Here is a 20,239-nt window from a genome sequence, read left to right as displayed (position 1 = left end):
AAAAACGCCCCTACCTGTATCACAACTTGTCGCGGAAGGCGTACCACGTCATCGCCAGGAACAGCAGCGGCGCGCGCAGCGAAAGCCCGCCGGGAAAGGCGTTTATCTTCAGCGACTTCAGCATGTCGAGCTCCGCACTGCCGCCGGTCACCTCCTCGGTGAAGAGCTTGCCGCAGTAGTTGGACAGCATCACCCCGTGGCCGGAATAGCCGCCGATCGAGGTAATTCCCGGCATGACTTCGCGCACATAGGGCTGCCGTGGCATGGTGATGCCGACCGATCCGCCCCAGGCATGGGCGATCTCGATATCGGCAAGTGCTGGATAGATCTCCGCGATCTGGCGGCGGATGTGCTCGGTCATGTCGCGCGGGTTGTCGGCCGTATAGGCCTCGCGGCCGCCGAACAGCAGCCGCCCGTCGCGGCTCTTGCGGAAATAGCGCACGACGAAGCGGGAATCGGCGACCGCCTCGCCGCCGGGCAGCACCTTCGGGAAGGCGTCGAGCACCGGCGTCGCGCCGATGAAGGAGCGGATCGGCATCACGTGTGCCGCCGTCTTCGGCTCGAGGTTGCCGATATAGGCGTTGCAGGCGATCAGCGCCCGGTCGGCGGTGATGGTTCCCTTAGGCGTGGTGATCACGGCCTTGCCGCCGCTGCGCTCGATCTTCGTCGCGGCCGTCTTCTCGTGCAGGACGGCGCCGGCCTCGGACGCGGCCTTCGCCACGCCGACAAGCAGCTTCATCGGATGGATATGGCCGGTGCCGGTGTCACGCACGCCAAAGAGATAGAAGCGCGAGCCGAGCCGCTCCTGCGTCTCCTCCCGATCCATGAAGGTCGAATGCGCATAGCCGTAGCGGCTGGCGGCGACCTCCGGATTGGCGCGATAGTCCTTCTCCAGCCCCTTCTTGTGCGAGACGTTCATCTGCCCCGGTACGTACTCGATGTCGAGGCCGCGGCTTGCGGCGAAGTCCAGCAGGTAATGCTTGGCATGTTCGGCAAGGTCGAACAGCCCCTTCGAGCGCTCGTAGCCGACCTCGTCTTCCAGTTCCTCCGGCCAGGCGCGCTGGCCGGTGCCGAGCTGGCCGCCGTTTCGCCCCGAGGCTCCGTCGCCGAAGCGGTTGGCGTCGATCAGCACGACGCGCACGCCCTTCGACGCCAGCTGATAGGCTGCCTGCAGGCCGGTGAAGCCGCCGCCGACGATCGCGACGTCCGTTTCGCAGGAGCCTGCCATCGGCGGGTATTCGGGACGTTCGCCGACGGTCGCTTCGTACCAGGAGATGCCGGGTGAGATGGGGCTTTGCCAGGACATGGGAATGCTTCCGGAATTGAAACGGTGCGCCCGCCCCGCCTTGCCGGGAGCAGGCGCGACGGCCAGGCGGCCTGTCAGACGTTGAGCAGCAGGAACTCCCGCTCCCAGGGGCTGATCACCTGCATGAAGGTTTCGAACTCGCCGCGCTTGACGCCGGCATAGAGGCCGATGAAGTCGGGGTTCAGCGCATCGGTCAGCGCCGGATCGGATTCCAGCAGCGAGACGGCTTCGAGCAGGCCGCGCGGCAGGTCGATCGAGCCCTCGTTGGCCGTGTCGTCGGTCGGCGAAGTCGGATCTATGGCGTTCATGATGCCGAGCAGGCCACAGGCGAGCGAGGCTGCGAGCGCGAGATAGGGGTTCGCATCCGAGCCGGGCAGGCGGTTCTCCACCCGTCTCGCGCCGGCGTCGGAGACTGGGATGCGGAAGGCGGTCGTGCGGTTGTCGTAGCCCCAGGCGACGTTGACCGGCGCCGACATGTCGGGCGTCAGCCGGCGATAGGAGTTGACGTAGGGCGCCATCATCACCAGCGTCTTCGGCACATAGCGCTGCATGCCGCCGATGAAGTGGAAGAACTCCCTGGACGGCGAGCCGTCCGGGTTGGAAAAGACGTTCTTCCCGGTCTTGATGTCTACCACCGACTGGTGGATGTGCATGGCCGAACCCGGCTGACCCTGCATCGGCTTGGCCATGAAGGTCGCGTAGATGCCATGCTTCAACGCCGCCTCGCGGATCGTCCGCTTGAACATGAAGACCTGGTCGGCAAGCTCGATCGGATCGCCGTGGCGCAGGTTGATCTCGAGCTGCGCCGGCCCCTCCTCGTGGATGAGGGTGTCGATCTCCAGGCCCTGCTTTTCCGAGAAATGGTAGATGTCGTCGATCAACTCGTCGAATTCGTTGATGCCGGCGATCGAATAGCCCTGTCCGCCGAGGATCGAGCGGCCGGAGCGGCCCTTCGGCGGATGCAGCGGATAGTCCGGGTCGTCGTTGAGCGCGACCAGGTAGAACTCGATCTCCGGTGCCACGACCGGCCGCCAGCCGCGGTCCTCGTAGAGCCGCAGCACGTTCTTGAGCACATTGCGCGGCGTGTAGGCGACGTCCTCGCCGTTGGAGCCGACGATGTCGCAGATGACCTGCGCGGTCGGATCGGTCTCCCAGGGCACGATCGACAGCGTCGAAAGGTCCGGCAGGAGCTTCAGGTCGCTGTCGCGCGGCTCGTAACGGAAATTGCCGGTCTCCTCCGGATACTCGCCCGAAATCGTGTGCCGGTAGAGCGCCGAGGGCAGGGCGAGCGAGGTGTTGGAGGTGAATTTCGACGACGGCATCATCTTGCCGCGTGGCACGCCGGCAAGGTCCGGCGTGATGCACTCAATGTCTTCGATGCCCCGGATCTTCAGCCAGTCGCTTGCTTCCTTCCAGTTGCTGACGCCGCGCAGGGCGGAAAGGGCAGGGGGGATCTGCGAGGACTTGCTGGCTTTCTGGATGGTCGAGGCAACGGTCTTTTTTGAGGGCATGACACACCGTGGGTGGTTTCGGTTGCGCTATCATATCCGGAGTTTGGGCATTGGCTAGGGGGCGAAAGGCGGAATGCGGCAAGCTGTCCGGCTGTGCAAGGGCGGTTGACATTGATGCGAAGGAACGGGAAGGGAAGGCGAAACGGGGACGATGCGGCGTGGCGGACAGGAAGGACGTTGTCATCATCGGTGCCGGCGCTGCCGGCATGATGTGTGCGATCGAGGCGGGCAGGCGCGGACGGCGCGTGCTGGTGATCGACCATGCGAAGGCGCCCGGCGAGAAGATCCGCATTTCCGGCGGCGGCCGCTGCAACTTCACCAACATCCATGCCGGCCCGAAGAACTTCCTGTCGCAGAACCCCCATTTCTGCAAGTCGGCGCTGGCGCGCTACACGCCCCGCGACTTCCTCGACCTCGTCGAGCGCCATGGCATCGCCTGGCACGAGAAGACGCTCGGCCAGCTCTTCTGCGATCATTCGGCGAAGGACATCATCGCCATGCTCCTGAAGGAGATGCGCGAGGCCGGGGTGGAACTGCGGCTTTCGACCGAGGTGGCCGCGATCGAGCGCACGGCGGGCGGCTTTCGTGTCGCCACCGGCTACGGCGGCTGCGAGGCGGGCTCGCTCGTGATTGCGACGGGCGGCAAGTCGATCCCGAAGATGGGCGCCACCGGCTTTGCCTATCGCATTGCCGAGCAGTTCGGCCTGCGCCTCGTCGAGACCCGCCCGGCGCTGGTACCGCTGACGCTCGACCCGCAGGCCCTCGGGCTGCATGAGGGCATGCCGGGCGTTTCGGTGGAGGCCGTCGTCGGCCACGGCAAGGCGGAGTTCCGCGAGGCCATGCTCTTCACCCATCGCGGGCTGAGCGGCCCGGCGATCCTGCAGATCTCGTCCTTCTGGCGGGAGGGCGACGACATCACCGTTCACCTGCAGCCCGACCTCGACGTCGTAGCCGTGCTTGCGGCCGCGCGCGCAACGAACGGCCGGCAGGCGGTGCAGACGGTCCTGGCCGAGCACATGCCGCGCAAGCTGGCGCAACTCGTGGTCCGCCAGACCGGCATCGACGGTCCGGTCGCGGCCATTCCGGGCTACAGGTTCGCTGCACTCGCCGACCATATCCGCCGCTGGCGGGTCCGTCCGGCAGGCTCGGAGGGCTACCGGACGGCCGAAGTCACGCTCGGCGGCATCGACACCGACGAGCTCGATTCCCGTGACATGGGGGCGAAGTCCGTCCCCGGCCTGCATTTCATCGGCGAGGCTGTCGACGTCACCGGCTGGCTCGGCGGCTACAATTTCCAATGGGCGTGGGCATCCGGCCATGCGGCGGGCCAGTCGGTCTGACGAGGGCCGCGGAAAGCCCGTATTAGCTATGCGAAAGTAGGGCTCGCGCAACGGCGCGACAGGCTTTACCCTTCATTAAGAGGTACGGGACGATCCTGCCTGCAAGCCGGCATTTTGCCGTCCGCCGAGCCGACGTTTCGGCCCGGGCGGAGCGGTCGAAACAGCATGATGTGGGCCGGCTGGCCGGATCAACCGGGATTCCCGTAGCTCGTAACCGGAGTCTTGCCATGCCCGCAGTTCACCGTCGCCCCGCCGCCATCGCCATCGCTGCCGCCGAGGAAGGCCGCCGCCGCACGGTCGCCATAGCCACCCATTGCGCCGTCGCCTCCTTGCTGCTGGCGGGGGTCGCTGCTTTTCTGGCAAGCCTATCCTGAAGCCTCGCCAACCCCCGTCGCCTGCGAAAAAAAAGGTGATCGAGTATTAGGAATTGGTGAGAAAGTTCGAAGTTTCTTAAAGCTTCCTGTTGATGATCACGGGATATTGGCCCGGACCGTGTGCACGACAGATCGTGCCGCGGTCATGCAATGAATGCGCCCGGGGCCACACGGCGAAAATCCGTATCAATCCACTACAGTTTCGGCGGACCGGCCCTTGGGAGACTCACGGCAAGTGGGCAGGGAGGCGGTCGCCCGCACGGAGTGCTGCCCGATGTTAATCGACCGGGTTCTTGCCCGCTTCAAGATCCAGACGAAAGTCGTTCTGTTCATCCTCCCCTTTGTCGTCAGCATCAGTGCCGTCGGCCTGACCGGGCTCTATGCCTCGGGCCTGCTGCAGGGCAGGATGGAGATCTCCAACAGCGTCCTGCAATCGCTGAGCGGCTTCAAGGACGTCTATGCGGGGATGAACGCCTTTCTCCAGAACACCTCGGAGGAAACGCGCGGCGCCGTCGTCGAGAAGATCGCGACACAGCAGGACGTGCTTGCGGATACGCTTTCCCAGGTCACCGACGAGGAGGGGCGCAGCCAGCTCCAGCAGGCCATCGACGGCAGCGCCAGGATCGGCGAGCGGGTCGGCCAGCTCTGGACGCTCTATGAGAACGAAGTCTCGCTGCGCCAGTCGATGCAGAAGGGCCTGCGCAGCCTGTTCGGCGAGCAGATGCGGATCCTCGACGCGACCAGCACCATGGATCTCGCCGTGCGCTCCGACGAGGACGCCGCCAAGATGCTGCTGCGCGAGGCCGAGCGTCTGAAGATTGCAAGCGACGAACTGAACGCCTTCGGTTCGGCCTTCTCCAAGGCGCCCACGCCCGAGGCCAAGGTCAAGCTGGCGGCCGACAAGCACGACGATCTGAAGACGCTGAAGAACAGCATCGCCATGAGCCTGCCGGACAACCAGAAGGCCGTCATCGACACCTTCGAGAAGACGATTACGGAGATCGGCACGCTGGCTGCGAATGGGAACGTCAGCGAGGACAATGCCACGGCGATCGGCCGCCTCATCTCGCGCTTCCGCCAGACGAGCATCCAGCTTCAGGCTGCGGCCAGCGCGAAGATGCGCGATGCGACGATGACCTTCTCCAGGCTCGACGAGGCGCTTCTGAAGTCGACCGCCGTACTTGCGAGCACGCGCGAACTGGTCAATGCCATCTATTCGATCCGCATCTCCGCCGCCGGCTTCCTGGAAAATTCCAACAAGCAGGGCCAGGCCCAGATCGCCCAGCAGTTTAAGATGCTGCGGCAGCACATCGAGGGCCTGAGCGTCACCGCCGGCGACATGGACTTCTTCGCCAAGCTCAATGCCACGCTCAGGCCGATCATCGACGGGATGGATGCCGACAGCGCAGCACTCGTCGACATCAGCCATCAGCGCGAATCCGAGTTCACCGCCGCCGCCGCCGAGATCGACAGCATCTGGAACCAGCTGACCGCCTTCGCCGAAAACCAGAAGGCCCATGCTTCCGTCGAGCGCGACCAGGCCAACCAGATCTCGGTGCTGACGACGATCGGCGGGATCGTCATCGCGGTTCTCGCCGGCGGCGCCCTCGTCCTGACGCTGAAGGGACCTATCGGCCAGATCACCGCAGCAATGCGCCGGCTGGCCGACGGCGTGCTCGACACCGCCATCGACGGCGGTGCCCGCCGCGACGAGATCGGTGACATGGCCCGCGCGCTCGGCGTCTTCAAGGAGAACGCGCTGTCGAAGATCCGCATCGAGACGGAGAGCGAGGAGCAGCGCACCGCCGCCGAGACCGAGCGCGCCCGGAACGATGCCGAAAAGCGCGAGCTGGATCGCCAGATCAACTTTGCCGTCGATGCGCTCGCGGCCGGTCTCGGCCGGCTTGCGCAGGGGGACCTGTCGCGACAGATCGAGACGCCCTTTACCGGCCGCCTTGAGCAGTTGCGCCAGGATTTCAACGCCTCTCTCGCCCGCCTTCAGGACACGCTCGGGCAGATCCGCCACAATGCGCTGTCGATCCAGCAGAACGGCACGGAACTGCGCTCCTCCGCCGACCAGCTCTCCAAGCGCACCGAGGCCCAGGCCGCGTCGCTCGAAGAGACGGCGGCTGCCGTCGACGAGATCACGGTCACGGTCAGGTCTTCCGCCGAGCGGGCGACCGAGGCGAACGCGGTGGTGGTCGACACCAAACGCAGCGCCGACAGCTCCGCTGCCGTCGTCGGCAGCGCCATCGACGCCATGGGCCGGATCGAGGCCGCCTCGCGCCAGATCGAGCAGATCATCGAGGTGATCGATGATATCGCCTTCCAGACCAACCTGCTGGCGCTCAACGCCGGCATCGAGGCCGCCCGTGCCGGCGAGGCGGGCAAGGGCTTCGCCGTCGTCGCCCAGGAAGTGCGCGAACTGGCCCAGCGCTCCGCCGAAGCCGCCCGCGAGATCAAGGGGCTCATCAACAAGTCGACGCAGGAAGTCAGCGACGGCGCCCGCCTGGTGCAGGAGACCGGGGCCGTACTGGCCTCGATCAGCCAGCAGATTGTCACCGTCAGCCACCATGTCGACATGATGGCGACGGCCAGCCGCGACCAGGCGACCGCGCTGAACGAGGTCAACGGCTCGGTCAACCAGATGGACCAGATGACCCAGCAGAACGCTGCGATGGTGGAGACCACGACCGTCGCCTGCCGTCAGCTCGCCAGCGAGGCCGACACGCTGACCATGCTGGTCCAGCAGTTCCGCCTGGAGGCATCCGCAGCCGAGGAAAGCGATCGCTACGAGGCCGCCTGAGCGCAGGCCTCATACTGCAGGCCCGGTCTGCCGGGCCTGCACCTGTCCGAGTGACGGACAAAAATTGCGATTTATCAGACAAATCGTCCAAGTTTCAGATTTTATTATCAAGTCAATTCTAAACTGGCCTCCTGAACTACAGGAGACGCCAATGTTTCGCATGCTCAAGACCTCCATTGCCGCCCAGTATGTGGCGATGACGATCGCACTGATCTTTCTGAGCGGTGCAGTGATCGTCGGCGTGATGGACTACAATCTTCGCCAGTACGTGCTGCAGGAGGCCGGCAACAATGCCCGCGACGCAAGCCGCAGCATGGCGGTGCTCTACGCCGGGGTGATGGACGGCTCCCGGATCGACGTGAAGGACAACCGGCTCGTCACGGCGACCGCAGAATCCGTCCCCGATTTCACCGATCATGCGCTCGTCGACCGTACCGCCCAGTCGATCGCCGGCGTCGCGACCATCTTCCGCAAGGAGGGGGCGGACTATGTCCGCGTTTCGACGAACGTGAAGAAGGAGGACGGCAGCCGCGCCGTCGGCACCAAGCTCGCCGCCGACCATCCCGCCCAGGCGGTCCTCGCAAGCGGCGAGGCGTTCTACGGTGCTGCGGAGCTCTTCGGCCGCCAGTTCATGACCGGCTATTTCCCGATCAAGTCCGCAGCCGGCGCCAATGTCGGCCTGATGTTCATCGGCATCCCGATGGAGGTCTACTATGCGAAGATCCACGAGCTGCAGATCATGGCCGTGATCGCCGGCCTCGTCGCGCTCGCAATCTTCGGCACGCTGTCCTATGTCGCCGTCCGCTTCTCGGTCCGCCCGCTGAAGTCGCTGATTGCCGCTGTCCACGACATCGCCAACGGCCGTCTCGAGGCGGAGGTTCCCTGTCGCGACCGCGCCAACGAATTCGGGCAGATCGGCCGCGCGCTCGAGGTTTTCCGCGACAATGCCCTGCGCAAGATCGCCGTCGAGCGCGAGGCATCCGAACAGCAGCAGGAAGCCGCCCGCGAGCGCGCGCAGTCCGACAGCGAGAAGCAGGAGACGGACCGGCAGATCGCCTTCGCCGTCGACGCGCTCGCCGAAGGCCTCGGGCGTCTGGCGCAGGGAGACCTGTCGCGGCAGATCGATACCCCGTTCGGCGGCAGGCTGGACGACCTGCGCCGCGACTTCAACACCTCGCTCGTGCGCCTGCAGGACACGCTTCTGCAGATCCGCGCCAATGCGCAGTCGATCCAGCGCAGCGGCGGCGAGATGCTGCAATCGGCCGATTCGCTGTCCAGGCGAACCGAAAGCCAGGCCTCTTCCCTGGAAGAGACCGCGGCCGCCGTCGAGGAAATCACCGTGACTGTCCGCTCCTCCGCCGAACGGGCGCAGGAAGCCAGCCAGAAGGCCGGCGAGACCCGCAAGAGCGCCGACAACTCCAGCACCGTCGTCACCAACGCCATTTCCGCCATGGGCCGGATCGAGGACGCCTCGCGCCAGATCGAGCAGATCATCGAGGTCATCGACGACATCGCCTTCCAGACCAACCTGCTCGCCCTGAACGCCGGCATCGAGGCGGCGCGCGCCGGCGAGGCGGGCAAGGGCTTCGCGGTCGTGGCGCAGGAGGTTCGCGAACTGGCGCAACGCTCCGCCGATGCCGCCCGCGAGATCAAGTCGCTGATCGAGAAATCGACGCAGGAAGTCGGCGCCGGCTCGCGGCTCGTGCAGGAAACGGGGGCGGTGCTGGCCACCATCAGCTCCCAGGTCGCCGCCATGAGCCAGCACGTGGAATCGATCGCCACGGCGAGCCGCGACCAGTCGGCCGCGCTCCAGGAGGTCAATACGTCGGTCAACCAGATGGACCAGATGACCCAGCAGAACGCCGCCATGGTGGAAGAGACGACAGAGGCGAGCCGCCAGCTCGCAACCGAGGCCGACGCCCTGATGGCGCTGGTCGACCGGTTCCGCCTCGGTGCCGAGACCGAACGGTTCCGCCAGGCCGCCTGAAGCGTCTATCGGAACCAGTCGGCTTCGATCGGAACTGTGAGCCGTCATGCAAGAGAAGAAGCCCGGCCGTCCTGTCGGGCTTTTTTCACCGCAGCAGGCGCGCCACCAGCGAGGCCTGCGAACTGACCTCCATCTTGCCGTAGATGTTCTTCACGTGCGAGCGGACGGTCTCGTAGCTGACGCCGTCGTTGTCGGCGATTTCCCGCAGCGAAAGGCCGGACGCGATCGCAGCGGCGATCTGCGCCTCCTTCGGCGTCAGCCTGTAGCTCGCCTGGAGGCGCTCGCTGCGCGGCTCGTCGACACCCGCTATCGGCTCGATGATGACCGCCACGGTCGGGCCGTTCAGGAATTCGGTCATGGGGTCGGACGTCAGGCGAACCAGCGTCAGCCGGTGGACGCTGCCGTCGGCGCCTGTCAGGGTCGCAAGATAGGGCTCCACCTGCACGCCCTGCCGCGACAGCAGGAACTGCAGGGTTTCCGCCGCCCGCGGGTCGGTGATCGCGATCCGGCCGCTCGTTGCCAGGCGCACGGGTTCGCCGTGCTCGATCATCCGCCGCGCCCGGTCGTTCATCGAGCGGATGCGCCCCGTCTCCGAGACATGGATCAGGCCGGCTCCGATGGCGTCGAACAGCGCCTGTCCGGTCTGCCTTTCGCCCGTCGCGAACTCGCCCCTGCGAATGAAGTCCACGGCCCGCCGGAGATGCGGCGAAAGCTGCGTGTAGAGTTCGGCCGCCTCGTGGTTGAGCACGGGATCGGTCGAGGAGGTGCAGGTGGAGAGGATGAAGGTCCGGCTCGAATCCCGCAGGATGGTGACGCCGATGGCCGTCTCGCAGCCTGTCTGCCGCTTCAGCCAGTCGTTATAGAACTCCGTCTTGGCCAGTTGCTCGCGCGGGAAGATGCTTTCCCCGGTCATGCCGCGGCCCACGGGAACGAGCATCGTGCGCGGTATCCAGGGGTTCACGGCGGCGTAGTGATTGTGGAACTGCTCGACTTCGTCGCTGCCGAAGCCGGAGACGAGACCGACCTGCGCCAGGGGAGAGGCCAGGTCCTGGTAGTGGAACGACGACTTGCCGTTCGGCATGGTCGTTGCGAGCCGGTCCATGAAGTGCTGCCAGCTGCATTCGCCGAACAGGCTTCCGTAGACGAGGTCCGTCAGTTCCGGTCGACCGGCAGTTCCGTCTTGCACCGCGAGCACCCCACTCCATGGCACAACTGCATTTAAGTGCCATCTAACGCATTGCGCAATCGGAAAGTGCAGGATCGGAACGCTTTGTCAATGAACCGCTGATTGCGGGGTCGTCGCGGGGAGAAGGTGCATCCCCTCCCGCATGCCTTGCCGCGCACGCAGGAGGGGCCGGTGTCGCCACCGGCCCCCACCAGCGGCGCCGGGGCGGACACCCGGCGACCGCCCGCGTCGCTCTACGCTCTGCCCTGGGTGACGATGACCGGGATGAGCAGGTCACCCCAGTTCCCATCGCCGCCGTGATGGCGTGCGGAGCGGACGAGCTCGACCGAGACGCCGGCCTCGACAGCCTTCATGACGGCATGGTTCAGGCGGTGGAGGTCGTTCGCCACCATGCGGATCATGGCCTGCTGTTCGGGTGTCATCGCCGACGACTGTTCTTCTGCTCTTTCCTTGACGCGGGTCTGGACGGTCATGGCATTTCTCCTCTTCACGGGGTTCTTGACGAAAATCCCTGGCTTGCCCCTCATCCGACTGCTGCCACCTTCTCCCCGCAGGCGGGGAGAAGGCTGGGGTGAGGGGCATCTGCCCGATGCCTCTGGCTACTCCGCCGCCGGGCGGAACTGATCGTGTTCGGTCGATTCCTTCATCGCCGTGGTGGACGACTGGCCGCCGGTGATCGCCAGCGACACCGCGTCGAAGTAGCCGGTGCCGACCTCGCGCTGGTGCTTGGTGGCCGTGTAACCGTTAGCCTCGGCGGCGAACTCGGCCTCCTGCAGCTCCGAATAGGCGGCCATCTGGCGGTCCCTGTAGCCGCGCGCCAGCTCGAACATGCCGAAATTGAGCTGGTGGAAGCCGGCGAGCGTGATGAACTGGAACTTGTAGCCCATCGCCCCGAGTTCCCGCTGGAACTTCGCGATCGTCGCGTCGTCCAGGTTCTTCTTCCAGTTGAAGGACGGCGAGCAGTTATAGGCGAGCAGCTTGCCCGGATGAGCCTTGTGCACGCCCTCGGCGAACCGGCGCGCCTGCTCCAGGTCCGGTTTCGAGGTCTCGCACCAGATCAGGTCGCAATGCGGCGCATAGGCGACGGCGCGGGCGATGCAGGGGTCGATCCCGTTCCGTACCTGGTAGAAGCCCTCGACCGTGCGACCGGCGTCGTAGTTGACGAACGGCTGGTCGCGCTCGTCGATGTCCGACGTCAGGAGCTTCGCAGCCTCCGCATCGGTGCGGGCGATCACCAGCGTCGGCGTACCCATGACGTCGGCGGCAAGACGCGCGGCGTTGAGGTTGCGGATATGCGCGGCCGTCGGGATCAGCACCTTGCCGCCGAGATGGCCGCACTTCTTTTCAGACGCGAGCTGGTCCTCGTAGTGCACGCCGGCGGCACCCGCCTCGATGAAGGCTTTCATGATCTCGAAAGCGTTGAGCGGTCCGCCGAAGCCGGCTTCCGCATCGGCGACGATCGGCGCGAACCAGGTGTCGACCGACAGGCCCTTGCCTTCGGAGGTCTCGATCTGGTCGGCGCGCTGCAGCGTGCGGTTGATCCGCTTGGCGAGTTCCGGCGCCGCATTGGCCGGATAGAGCGACTGGTCCGGATACATGGCGGACGCCGTGTTGGCGTCGGCTGCGACCTGCCAGCCGGAGAGGTAGATCGCCTTCAGCCCGGCGCGGACCATCTGCATGGCCTGGTTGCCCGAGAGCGCGCCCAACGCATTGACGAAATCCTCCTCGTGGATCAGCTGCCACAACCGGTTCGCCCCCATCTCCGCCAGCGAATGCCGGATCTGGACGGAGCCGCGCAGGCGCTTGACGTCCTCTGCCGTATAGGGCCGGCTGACACCGTCGAAGCGGCCCTCGGGCGCGCTGGGAACGAGATTGTAAAAATCAGTCATTCTTTCTGTCCTCCATCCGATCTATCAGGGGCGGAGCCCTGTCCGTTGCTGAGCTTTCCGCCGATGTGATGTCTGAATATTTACATTGCAGCGCGGTAAGGAGCGAGAGTTTTTGATAATCCAAGTGTCGGAAACGAGTTATGCTGTGAGGTGCTTGACAAGTCGGGTCTGTTAATTTGTAAATTGTGTAAATGACCTGTCGGCGGCATCCCGGCCGGAAGGTGTCAAAGGATTGACAGTTGGCTGAGAACAAGATCTTCGCCGGTCCCAGGGTCCGGCGCATCCGCAACGGTCTCGGCCTGACCCAGACCGCCATGGCCGAGGCGCTGTCGATCTCCCCCTCCTATCTCAACCTGATCGAGCGCAACCAGCGTCCGCTGACGGTGCAGCTCCTGTTGCGGCTCGCTTCCGTCTACAAGGTCGACATGGAGGACCTGCAGGGCGAGGCTGGCGGCAGCGTCGCCCAGCTGAAGGAAGTGTTCGCCGACCCCCTGCTGTCCGGCGAATTGCCCGGCGATCTGGAACTGGTCGAGGTGGCGGATGCCGCCCCCAATGTCGCGGGCGGCATCGTCAAGCTCTACCGGGCCTATCGCGAGCAGGCCTCGCGTCTTTCCGACCTTGCCGAAGTGCTGTCACGCGAGGGCAGGGCGACGTCGCTGGCCGGTGCGCGCCTGCCGATCGACGAGGTGCGCGAGAAGCTGGAACAGCGGCCCAACTATTTCGAGGCGATCGACGTGGCGGCCGAGGCCTTTCATGCGGCGCTCGCCCCGGGCGACGACCTTGCGGGTTCCCTGAAGACCTGGCTGAAGAAGGAACACGGCGTTGTGGTGCGCCTGCTGCCCGTCCACGCCATGCCGACGCTGCGCCGCCGCTTCGACCGCCACTCCATGCGGCTGTTCCTGTCGGAGCGCCTGTCTGCGCACGACCAGTTGCGCGAGATCGCCATGGAGGTGGTGCAACTGGCGCTGCGCGACGAGATCTCGACCGAGCTCGACCGGCTGGCGCTCTCGGGCAACGAGGCGCGCCGCATCGCCCGCTTCGAACTGGCGCGCTACGCGGCGCATGCGCTGATGATGCCCTATGATGCCTTCCTGGCCGCCGCCCAGCGCGCGCGCTTCGATGTCGATCTCCTGCGGACGCGCTTTGCCGTTTCCTTCGAGCAGGCGGCGACGCGGCTGACCATGCTGCAGCGCCCCGGACAGGCGGCGCCGCCCTTCTTCCTGCTGGAACTCGACGTGGCCGGCCATCGCTTGCGCCGCGCCGGCGCGCAGGGCTTCCCGCAGGCACGTTTCGGCGGCGGCTGTCCGAAGCTCAACGTGCATGCGGCGTTCGCCCAGCCCGGACAGGTCTTGGCCGAGCGGGTTGAGATGCCCGACGGTGCCGCCTTTCTCACCGTGTCGCGCACGCTGGACGGGCCGCATTCGGCCTTCGGCGAGCGGGTGCGCCGGACGGCGCTGCTTCTCGGCTGCGATGCCGCAGCCGCAGCCGACACCGCCTATGGCGAGGCGGTGCAGGCACAGCCCCCCGTCGCCATCGGCGCCGCCTGTCGGCTGTGCGAGCGGCAGGGCTGTCTCGCCCGCGCCGAGCCGCCGGTGACGCGCCCCCTGGGACTGGACGAGATGGTGGCCGGACTGTCTCTTTTCGACTTCCAGTGATTTTCCGCTTGCTTTGCCGTGCGAAAGCGATTTCAAATATGATAGGAATGGCAGAAATGTGATACCAATAGGCGCTTGCCGGGCAAAAGATGCCGCTTGTCGCGCCTTGAAAAAGAACGATAATCACAATTCGACCGCCTCCGGGAACGGCTAAACTTTGAAACTGGGAGCCAATTGATGAAAAGACGCAACCTTGTGGCGACTGTCGCCATCGCTGCCCTCACAGCCTTCGCCGGCGTGCAGGCCATGGCGCAGGAGAAGGTGGTGAATGTCTATAACTGGTCGGACTATATCGACGAGTCCATCCTGGCCGACTTCACCAAGGAAACGGGCATCAAGGTCGTCTACGACGTCTTCGATTCCAACGAGACGCTCGAAACCAAGCTGCTCGCCGGCGGCACTGGCTATGACGTGGTCGTCCCGACCGGCAACTTCCTGCAGCGGCAGATCCAGGCCGGCGTCTTCCAGAAACTCGACAAGTCGAAGCTGCCGAACCTCTCCAACATGTGGGACGAGGTCACGCAGCGCGTCGCCGCCTACGATCCGGGTAACGAATACGCGGTCGACTACATGTGGGGCACGACGGGCCTCGGCTACAACGTGGCCAAGGCCAAGGAGATCCTCGGTTCCGACGCGGCCCCCGGCTGGGACGCGCTCTTCAATCCGGAGATCGCGAAGAAATTCAGCGATTGCGGCATCTATGTGCTGGATACGGCCGACGAGGTGATCCCCGCAGCGCTGAACTTCCTCGGCCTCGACCCGAATTCGAAGGATTCCGGTGATCTGGAGAAGGCCGGTGAACTGCTGGCCTCGATCCGGCCGTATATCCGCAAGTTCCACTCCTCCGAATACATCAACGCGCTGGCAAACGGCGACATCTGCCTGGCGCTCGGCTGGTCCGGCGACGTGCTGCAGGCGCGCGACCGTGCGGCCGAAGCCGGTGCGGGCGTGGAGGTCAACTACACGATCCCCGCCGGTGGTGCGCTGATGTGGTTCGACATGATGGCCATCCCCGCCGATGCGCCCCATGTCGAGGAGGCGCATGCCTTCATCAACTACATCATGAAGCCCGAGGTGGCCGCCAAGGCGTCGGACTACGTCTTCTACGCCAACGGCAACAAGGCGTCCCAGGAGCTGATCTCCAAGGAGGTCTTCGACGATCCGGCGATCTACCCGCCGGCGGACGCGATGGCCAAGCTCTATACCAAGCTGCCCTACGATCCGAAGACGCAGCGGGTCGTGACCCGCATCTGGACCAAGGTCGTCACCGGCCAGTAAGAAAAGAAATGCAGATTGCCCGGAACCGCTTCCGGGCAATCTGCTGTTGCGGCCAAGAAACCATCGGGGACAGCCAATGAAGTCACTGGGCAATATCCGCCGCTCCTTTGCGCCGTGGGCGGATCCGGACTCCAAGCCATTCATTTCCTTCAAGAACATCACGAAGAAGTTTGGCGACTTCACGGCCGTCGATAACCTGACCCTCGATATCTACCACCGCGAGTTCTTCGCCCTTCTCGGTGCCTCGGGTTGCGGCAAGTCGACCCTGCTTCGCATGCTGGCCGGCTTCGAGCGGCCGACCTCGGGCGAGATCATCCTCGACGGCCAGGACATCGCCGGCATCCCGCCCTACCGGCGGCCGGTCAACATGATGTTCCAGTCCTATGCGCTGTTCCCGCACATGACGGTGGAGAGCAACATCGGCTTCGGCCTCAGGCAGGACGGCATGCCCAAGGCAGAGATCGCCGAGCGCGTGAAGCAGATGCTCAAGCTCGTCAAGCTCGAGCAGTTCGCCAGGCGCAAGCCGCAGCAGCTCTCCGGCGGCCAGCGCCAGCGCGTGGCGCTTGCCCGTTCGCTGGCCAAGCGGCCGAAGGTGCTTTTGCTCGACGAGCCGCTCGGCGCGCTCGACAAGAAGCTGCGCGAGGAAACCCAGTTCGAGCTGATGGACCTGCAGCAGGAATTGGGCCTGACCTTCGTCGTCGTCACCCACGACCAGGAAGAGGCCATGACCATGGCCGACCGCATCGCGGTGATGAGCCATGGCAACGTCATCCAGGTGGCGACGCCGGCCGAGATCTACGAGGCGCCGAACTCCCGCTTTGTCGCGGACTTCATCGGCGACGTGAACATCCTGGAGGGCAAGGTGAAGGCCGCCGGAAACGGCCGCATCGAGATCGCCGGCGACGACTTCACCGTGCGCACCGTCGGCGACGCCGCGCCGGCCATCGGGGCAGGGGCCGCCTTCGCGATCCGCCCGGAAAAGCTCAAGGTCAGCCGGGCCGCCCCCGCGGACGCCGCGATCAACGCCTCCGAGGGCGAGATCTGGGACATCGCCTATCTCGGCGACATGACCGTCTTTCACGTCAGGCTGCCGAGCGGCAAGGTCGTCAAGACCTCGATGCTGAACGCGCAGCGCGAGGTGGAGAACCCGATCGGCTACGACGAGAAGGTTTGGGTTTCCTTCGCCGAGACCGCCGGCGTCGTGTTGAAGGATTGAGGCCATGACCAAGCTCGGCTCCCGCATCTTCAGCCGCCTGGTCATCATCGTTCCCTATGCCTGGCTGGTCTTCTTCTTCCTCGTCCCCTTCGTCATCGTCTTCCGCATCTCGCTGTCCACCACCGCGATCGCGCAGCCGCCCTATGAGCCGGTCTTCCGGCTCGCCGACGGCTTGCCCGGCATCATCGACAACATCCGCCAGCTGAGCTTCGACAACTTCGTCTGGCTGACCGAGGATGCGCTCTACATCAACGCCTACCTGTCGAGCATCAAGATCGCCGGGATCTCCACGATCCTGACGCTGCTGATCGCCTATCCGATCGCCTACGGCATGGCGCAGGCGCCGCGCACCTGGCGGCCGACGCTGCTGATGCTGGTGATCCTGCCGTTCTGGACGAGCTTCCTGATCCGCGTCTATGCCTGGATCGCGATCCTGAAGCCGGAGGGGCTGCTCAACCAGCTGCTTCTGTCGGCAGGCCTCATCAACGAGCCGCTGATCATCCTCAACACCAACTGGGCGATTTATATCGGCATCGTTTATTCCTACCTGCCCTTCATGATCCTGCCGATCTATTCGGCGCTGGAGAAGATGGACCATTCGCTGATCGAGGCCGCGCAGGACCTCGGCTGCCCGCCGATCTCGGCCTTCTGGAAGGTCACCTTCCCGCTGTCGCTGGCTGGCGTGGTCGCCGGCTGCATGCTGGTGTTCATCCCGGCCGTCGGCGAGTTCGTCATCCCCGACCTGCTTGGCGGCTCGCAGACCCTGATGATCGGCAAGACGCTGTGGACGGAGTTCAACTCCAACCGCGACTGGCCGGTCTCCGCCGCGGTGGCGACGGTGCTGCTCCTCATCCTGGTGGTGCCGATCGTGTTCTTCCAGAACATGCAGGCGAAAGCCGAAGAGCGGGGGAAGTAGCATGACGAAATGGTCCCGCTTCAACGTCGTCTCGGTCGCGCTCGGCTTCGCCTTCCTCTACCTGCCGATCGTGCTCCTGGTCGTCTTCTCCTTCAACGAATCCCGCCTCGTTACCGTCTGGGCCGGCTTTTCGACCAAATGGTACGTCGCGTTGTTCAACAACCAGGGCCTGATGGATGCGGCCTGGGTGACGATCCGCGTCGCACTCCTGTCGGCGACGATCGCAACCGTGCTCGGCACCATGGCGGCGCTGTCGCTGGTGCGCTTCACCCGCTTCCGCGGCCGCATGCTGTTTTCCGGCATGGTCTATGCGCCGCTGGTCATGCCCGAGGTCATCACCGGCCTGTCGCTGCTGCTCATGTTCGTGGCGATCGGCTTCGACCGCGGCTTCTGGACGGTGACGCTGGCCCATATCACGCTGACCATGTGCTTCGTCGCCGTCGTCGTGCAGTCGCGGCTGTTGTCCTTCGACCGCTCGGTCGAGGAGGCTGCCCTCGATCTCGGCGCCACGCCGCTTCGCACCTTCTTCGAGGTGACGCTGCCGATCATCGCGCCCGCCGTGTTCTCCGGCTGGGTCCTCGCCTTCACGCTGTCGCTGGACGACCTCGTCATTGCGAGCTTCACCTCGGGCCCCGGGGCCACGACCCTGCCGATGAAGATCTACAGCCAGGTCCGCCTCGGCGTCACGCCGGAGATCAACGCCGCCTGTACGCTTCTCATCGCGCTGGTGACGGTCGGCGTGGTCATCGCCTCGATCGTGACCAAGCGGCGGGAAGTGCAGCGCCAGCGCGACGAGCACGCCGCCTTCGCGGGCGGGTAGGGCCGGACACGGCTTCCACCTCTCCGCCCGCCGGTCCGCCTCAGTTGGCGGGGACGTCCATCAGGATCGCCATCGGCGAGATGACCGGGGCAGGCCAGGCGCCGCCGACGAGGAAGTTGATGGCCGGTTCAGTTGCGCCGGTGCCGTCCGGCTTGCGCGCTGCGAGCGACCCCGCCAGCGCGACGTTGCCGTTCCGAAAGGGGATCGTGCCGGCGATCGAGAGCGTCTTCTCGGCTCCCTCGAACGTCGCGCGGCTGATCTCGGCAAGACCCCGGTCGAAGCGCCCATCGACCGCCGCGCTCGCAAAGTCGAACGCGCCGTCTGCGGCCTCCGTCATGCTGAACACGCTTTCGCCGCGCGCCTGCCTCTCGAATTCCGGACGGTCGAATGCGGCGAGGCTGCCCTGGTCGAAACGCAGCCGGAAGGTTCCGACGAGGCCGGTGCTGTCGAGGCGCGCAAGCGGCTGATCGGTGAAAAGGTCGAGGTCGGCCGAGCCGCGGCCGTTCGGCAGCGGCCCCGACAGATCGGCAAGAGCGATCAGCGCGCCGAGGTCGACGTCCCGCAGGGACAGCTGCAGTTCTCCGCCCGGCCGGCGGTTCTGGTCGCTCGCCGTGACCTGTCCGCTCACGCTGCCGCCAAGCACGGTTCCGTCGCCGATGTCGAGCGTCGTCTGGCCGCCGGACGTGCGAATGCCCGCGGCGAATTCGGTCAGCACCAGCGGTTCGAAAAACGCCTCCCGGGCGGAGAACCGCAGGTCCAGGTCGAGCCCGTCCATCGTCAGCGCGCGAGGGGGAGGGGGCGTGTCGCCGTCGTTCGGCACGGGCACGTAGGCGCCGATCATGGCGGCGAGGTCGACCGTGTCGAAGGCCAGCGTTCCCTCGAGTTTCGGCGTACCCTTCGGCGGCAGGCTGATGTCCAGTATGCCGGTCGCCCGCGAATCCTGGATGTCGAGAGCGAGTTTGTCGATCCGCGCGGTATGATCGCTGGTGGTGACGTTGCCCTCCAGCGTCACGGCGCCAAGCCTGCCGGCCGGCGTGAAGCGCGTTCCGGTCCAGTCCAGCAGGTGCGAGAAGGAGGGTACGGTCAACTCGATCCGGCCGGTTGCAAAGGCCTCGCTCGACAGGTTTGCGGTTCCGTCGAAATCGAGCTTCACCGGATCGGACTGCACGGAAAGGCGAATGTTGGCGTCCCGGCCGTTCAGCAGGCGGACGGGCTCGTCGGCGGCGAACCGGACCTCGGCCACCTCGCCGTCGATCACGCCCCTGAGCGAGACGTCCAGGTCCGACGAAGGCTTCGGCCACGCGATCTTCCCGGCCACGTCGGCGATCCGATAGTGCTGGCCCCGCCTGCGGTCGTCGACGACGATCGTGCCTTCGCGAACGAGCAGCGTTCCGAACTGCGGTAACGGGGCCGTCGCCGGGTCTTTGGGAGCACTGGAGAACGCCTGTTCGATCCCCTCGCTGCCGCGCCAGTTGAGCCGGCCGCCTTCGTCGCGGCGGATGTGGAAGAGCGGCCGAAGGAGCTCGACGTCGCCGAGGTCCGGCGCGCCCAGGAGCGAGCCGAGCAGGCTGAAGTCGACTGCGATCCGCTCGGCCGTCAGAAGCTCGCCGCCGTCGCCCGCCGTCGCGCCCGGATAGTGCAGCCGCACGTCCTCGAACGCCATGTGCGGCGCCGGCCAGAAGCTGAAGCGTGGCGTGCCGCTGAATTCCAGTTCCGCACCGGTCCAGGCCGATAGATTGGCTTCGATCTCGGTGCGGATCCTGTCGGAGGAAACGAGCGTGGGCCCGGCAAGGCGCAGGGCCAATGCCAGAACGACCATTGCCGCCAGCAGCCGCAACAGCAGCTTCGGACGAAGGTATCGAAGAGGACCCATTGCGTTGTCTGCCCATTGCCCGGCGGCTGTGCGTTCCGCCTCCGTCAGGGGATAGGCCGTCGCGCCAAAGAAATCAAATCCG

General features: G+C 65.5%; 15 protein-coding genes. 9 read left to right on the top strand and 6 right to left on the bottom strand.

Features of this window, described 5'->3' with window-relative positions; genetic code table 11:
• Nucleotides 1-19 precede the first annotated feature (19 nt).
• Together OCK02_RS12855 and OCK02_RS12850 are read right to left on the bottom strand one after the other, a co-directional pair.
• Entirely contained in the window at nucleotides 20-1,306 is a 1,287-nt protein-coding gene (locus OCK02_RS12855; protein ID WP_263813411.1) for an NAD(P)/FAD-dependent oxidoreductase, read from the bottom strand.
• A gap of 74 nt (nucleotides 1,307-1,380) precedes the next feature.
• Nucleotides 1,381-2,817, bottom strand: coding sequence for a glutamine synthetase family protein (locus OCK02_RS12850; RefSeq protein WP_230807197.1), 1,437 nt, complete (start codon nucleotides 2,815-2,817; stop codon nucleotides 1,381-1,383).
• Between the two features lie 158 nt (nucleotides 2,818-2,975).
• On the opposite strand from OCK02_RS12850, the gene OCK02_RS12845 reads away from it, so the two are divergent.
• From OCK02_RS12845 to OCK02_RS12830, 4 genes are all read left to right on the top strand, one after another.
• Nucleotides 2,976-4,157 carry an NAD(P)/FAD-dependent oxidoreductase gene (locus OCK02_RS12845; RefSeq protein ID WP_263813410.1) on the top strand — a complete coding sequence of 394 codons (1,182 nt, stop codon included), beginning with the start codon at nucleotides 2,976-2,978 and terminating at the stop codon, nucleotides 4,155-4,157.
• A gap of 227 nt (nucleotides 4,158-4,384) precedes the next feature.
• The gene (locus tag OCK02_RS12840) at nucleotides 4,385-4,531 is read left to right on the top strand and encodes a hypothetical protein (protein ID WP_263813409.1); all 147 of its coding nucleotides are present in this window, start codon (nucleotides 4,385-4,387) and stop codon (nucleotides 4,529-4,531) included.
• Between the two features lie 274 nt (nucleotides 4,532-4,805).
• A complete protein-coding gene (locus tag OCK02_RS12835; protein WP_263813408.1) occupies nucleotides 4,806-7,337 on the top strand; it encodes a methyl-accepting chemotaxis protein in 2,532 nt (843 codons plus the stop codon).
• Between the two features lie 151 nt (nucleotides 7,338-7,488).
• On the top strand, nucleotides 7,489-9,324 hold the full coding sequence (locus tag OCK02_RS12830) for a methyl-accepting chemotaxis protein (protein ID WP_263813407.1): 1,836 nt from the start codon (nucleotides 7,489-7,491) through the stop codon (nucleotides 9,322-9,324).
• 85 nt (nucleotides 9,325-9,409) lie between these two features.
• Here OCK02_RS12830 and OCK02_RS12825 read toward each other — a convergent pair whose 3' ends face one another.
• The 3 genes from OCK02_RS12825 to aceA all read right to left on the bottom strand — a co-directional run bounded on the left by OCK02_RS12825 (nucleotide 9,410) and on the right by aceA (nucleotide 12,399).
• Nucleotides 9,410-10,426, bottom strand: a complete 1,017-nt coding sequence (locus tag OCK02_RS12825) for a helix-turn-helix transcriptional regulator (RefSeq protein WP_412178830.1) — start codon at nucleotides 10,424-10,426, stop codon at nucleotides 9,410-9,412.
• A 317-nt stretch (nucleotides 10,427-10,743) separates the two neighbouring features.
• Nucleotides 10,744-10,983 (bottom strand): hypothetical protein, encoded by a 240-nt coding sequence (locus OCK02_RS12820; protein WP_230807191.1) that lies wholly within the window; start codon nucleotides 10,981-10,983, stop codon nucleotides 10,744-10,746.
• A gap of 126 nt (nucleotides 10,984-11,109) precedes the next feature.
• Nucleotides 11,110-12,399, bottom strand: a complete 1,290-nt coding sequence (aceA, locus tag OCK02_RS12815) for an isocitrate lyase (protein WP_263813405.1) — start codon at nucleotides 12,397-12,399, stop codon at nucleotides 11,110-11,112.
• A gap of 239 nt (nucleotides 12,400-12,638) precedes the next feature.
• Between aceA and OCK02_RS12810 the strand changes: the two genes are divergently transcribed.
• The 5 genes from OCK02_RS12810 to OCK02_RS12790 all read left to right on the top strand — a co-directional run bounded on the left by OCK02_RS12810 (nucleotide 12,639) and on the right by OCK02_RS12790 (nucleotide 18,284).
• The gene (locus OCK02_RS12810; protein WP_263813404.1) at nucleotides 12,639-14,054 is read left to right on the top strand and encodes a helix-turn-helix domain-containing protein; all 1,416 of its coding nucleotides are present in this window, start codon (nucleotides 12,639-12,641) and stop codon (nucleotides 14,052-14,054) included.
• A gap of 177 nt (nucleotides 14,055-14,231) precedes the next feature.
• Entirely contained in the window at nucleotides 14,232-15,332 is a 1,101-nt protein-coding gene (locus tag OCK02_RS12805; RefSeq protein WP_412178824.1) for a polyamine ABC transporter substrate-binding protein, read from the top strand.
• Between the two features lie 76 nt (nucleotides 15,333-15,408).
• Nucleotides 15,409-16,548: an ABC transporter ATP-binding protein gene (locus tag OCK02_RS12800; RefSeq protein WP_263813403.1), complete on the top strand. Its 1,140-nt coding sequence runs from the start codon at nucleotides 15,409-15,411 to the stop codon at nucleotides 16,546-16,548.
• 4 nt (nucleotides 16,549-16,552) lie between these two features.
• Nucleotides 16,553-17,464: an ABC transporter permease subunit gene (locus tag OCK02_RS12795; RefSeq protein WP_263813402.1), complete on the top strand. Its 912-nt coding sequence runs from the start codon at nucleotides 16,553-16,555 to the stop codon at nucleotides 17,462-17,464.
• 1 nt (nucleotide 17,465) lies between these two features.
• Entirely contained in the window at nucleotides 17,466-18,284 is an 819-nt protein-coding gene (locus OCK02_RS12790; RefSeq protein WP_263813401.1) for an ABC transporter permease, read from the top strand.
• 40 nt (nucleotides 18,285-18,324) lie between these two features.
• Here the strand turns inward: OCK02_RS12790 and OCK02_RS12785 are convergent, their stop codons facing one another.
• A complete protein-coding gene (locus OCK02_RS12785; RefSeq protein WP_263813400.1) occupies nucleotides 18,325-20,157 on the bottom strand; it encodes an AsmA-like C-terminal region-containing protein in 1,833 nt (610 codons plus the stop codon).
• Nucleotides 20,158-20,239: the final 82 nt, after the last annotated feature.

Source organism: Rhizobium sp. TRM96647 (assembly GCF_025780115.1).
Classification (GTDB): domain Bacteria; phylum Pseudomonadota; class Alphaproteobacteria; order Rhizobiales; family Rhizobiaceae; genus Mycoplana.
The sequence above is the reverse complement of the archived record's forward strand: the minus strand, read 5'-3'. Positions and strand labels throughout refer to the sequence as shown.